The 2800-nt window shown below is 39.9% G+C and carries 1 protein-coding gene and 1 pseudogene; both read right to left on the reverse strand.

What is annotated here, in order from left to right; translation table 11 throughout:
* Positions 1-134: 134 nt before the first annotated feature.
* Positions 135-1502: a C4-dicarboxylate transporter DcuC gene (dcuC, locus tag BHE89_RS13910; RefSeq protein WP_069367524.1), complete on the reverse strand. Its 1368-nt coding sequence runs from the start codon at positions 1500-1502 to the stop codon at positions 135-137.
* Between the two features lie 34 nt (positions 1503-1536).
* Positions 1537-2690 (reverse strand): annotated as a pseudogene (gene metC / locus BHE89_RS27125) (cystathionine beta-lyase).
* Between the last annotated feature and the right edge of the window lie 110 nt (positions 2691-2800).

The following is a 2800-nucleotide window of genomic DNA, read 5'->3' on the forward strand; positions in this document are numbered from 1 at the left end:
ATTTTTTATAAATAGCCTGAGTCGCGTTAAGGTTGAGATTAATTTTTTCAATCAAAGGTTACAGTCAATGATAAGAAAAAATCCCTTAAACTCAGGAGTAAATGAGTTTAAGGGAAAGGGGTAACGCAACTTAATTAAGAATATAAAAACCAGAATGTCATTGCTAAGTTCACTATGGCTGCAACAGCCATAGGAATAGCGGTACGTTTAACTATTTGGAAAGGTGAAACATTCGCGATACCTGCAATGGCGACAATCGCGGCAGTAATTGGTGAAACAGTACGACCAAAACTTGTCATGATTTGCATTGGTAAAATTAGGGTGATCACATCGACTTTCAAGAAAGCGGCAATTTTGGGTGTTAAGGCTGCAAAAGAGAAGAATGCCGCATTGCCTGACCCCATTAAAAAGGCGGCTAATGCAAGAATGGCACTCATGACAATGATCATGGCTGCAATACCAAAACCTGCATCTTGAGCTGAGCTAATTAGCGTATCGACGGCACCACTTTTTAGTAAACCGTTCGCAAAGAACTCACCTGATACAATTAACGATACCACTAACACAAACTGCTTACCCATTCCTTCAAAGAACAGCATAAAGCTATTCATTACCGCTTTTGCATCGCGTAAGCGAACATATTCAAAAAGAAGTGCAATAACAGTACTAATAATCATCGCTGTGGTGACTTCTAATTTAATATAAGGGTGTAGTAATGGACTGAAGCCGATAATCAGAATTAAAGGGATCACGGGTAATAAAGCATAAGATAATGGGATTTTATTACCTTCTTCTTTTACGGCATCAATTATTGTTGGGTCAAACACAAATCCTTCACGTTTATCCCACCAGCGTTGAATAAAGAAGTGAGTGATAGCAACGGCAATAATAATAGGGATCGTGATGGGCAACTGGTGCTGAACAAAATAGACGGCAGGTTCAATATCTGCTGTTTTTGCCGCCATAATGACGTTACCAGAGCCGGGACCATGGTCAATAAACTGGCAGCATCCAATAACGGCTAAAGCAGAAAGTGGACTAATCCCAGAGCGAATTAATATCGGATACATAGTGACCATTAACAGCATACCTAAACCTGCATGGCTAGGGATAAAGATCACCAAGATTTGGGTAACTAGAAATGAAATCACTAATAATAAGTAAGGCGATTTTATCGCTTTTAATGGCTTTTCAAAAATAGCGAATAAAGCACGGCTTGCGCCAACGTGTTCCATATAACGAGAGAAACCCGCAATAGCCATTAATGTTAAGCCAAGACCCGCTAGGCGAGAACTCATAATATCCGTAAAGATTTGGAAAATATCAAAATATTTAAATTGAGTGGATTTATTTTCTGGCAATAACGGATTAAGATCGAGAGATGCTGTTAAAAGTAATAGTAACAATCCGCCGAGTAATAATACGGGTTGAGGCTTATAGCCTCTTGCCAGTAAATAAACCACCAACGCTGTTACCAACGCGGCAATGATTAAACCTGTCATAGTGAATTCCCCGGTACTGATGCAATATTTTTTGTTATTGGTTTAATGCTGAAAAAGCTTGTGTAATATCTGCAATAAGATCATCCGTTGCTTCAAGACCAATATGTAAACGGACAAAAGGACCATGGCCTTCACGCCAATCTGAAGCAGTTCTTGCACCGACAACATTGGCGGGTAAAGCAAGGCTTTCAAATCCTCCCCAAGAAGCACCGATGCCAAAAAGCGCAAGTGCATCAATAAATTGCTCTGATTGTTTTGTGGTGTATTTTTGTTTAAATTCAATGGTTAATAGTCCATTACTGCCTTTACAGTCACGTTTCCATAAATCATGGCGAGGGTGATTAGGTAATTCAGGAAACCACACTTTTTCCACTTCAGGGCGAGTCTCTAACCACTGTGCAATGGCCAATGCTGATTTACCATGTGCAGCGATGCGTTGACCTAGTGTTCTCATACCACGAAGAACTAATGCGGCATCATCAGGACTACTGGCTTGACCTAATGCTTCAGGTAATGCACCCACTTTTTTTCCATGCTTTTTCATTCGCAACCATAATGCCCATCATCACATCCGAGTGACCGCATAGATACTTCGTTGCAGCGATAACAGAGACATCCGCACCTAATTCTAGTGGGTTGTAAAGCCATGCTGAGCCCCAAGTATTATCAACACCGACAGGAATATTTCTCTCATGAGCAATGCGGCAAATTTCAGGTAAATCGAGCATTTCATAAAGTAATGAGCCAGGTGATTCGACAAAAATAAGTTGTGTATTGTCTTGAATTTTTTGCTCAAAATCAGAGCCATCGGTTTTAAAGAAACTATAAGCAATATTATTAGGCTCAAGAAAAGCTGATGCGATCTTACGAACAGGTTCATACACAGAATCAGCAAATAAAACATGCCCTCCACTACGAGCATATCCCATAATAGTGACTGCGATAGCTGCCAACCCGGTAGGGAACAACTGAGCGCGATAACCTCCTTCTAATTCGGTGACTAATGCTTCAAGAGCAAAGGCTGTTTCGGTACCACGTGCGCCATAGCTTAAAACACGCTCTGTTACACGACGATCACGAACTTCTCGCCAACTTTTAATAGAATCAAAAACGATGGTACTGGCTCTCATTACAGGTGGATTAATTGGACCTGAAGTTTTTGATTGCTTGGCGTCCACAGTGTATCAATTTTTGTTTTGTTTATTTTTGTTTTCATTATTAATATCTCCAAATATAGAAATAGAGTTCCCCGGTAATTAAATAAAATGATTAATTACTGTTTGTGCTTATTTTGTTTC

The organism is Shigella sp. FC1967, from assembly GCF_001743005.1.
Taxonomy (GTDB): Bacteria; Pseudomonadota; Gammaproteobacteria; order Enterobacterales; family Enterobacteriaceae; genus Proteus.

Bases quoted from the DNA above. Each gene is read 5' to 3' on its own strand.
- dcuC (WP_069367524.1), bottom strand. From the start codon at position 1,502: ATGACAGGTTTAATCATTGCCGCGTTGGTAACAGCGTTGGTGGTTTAT.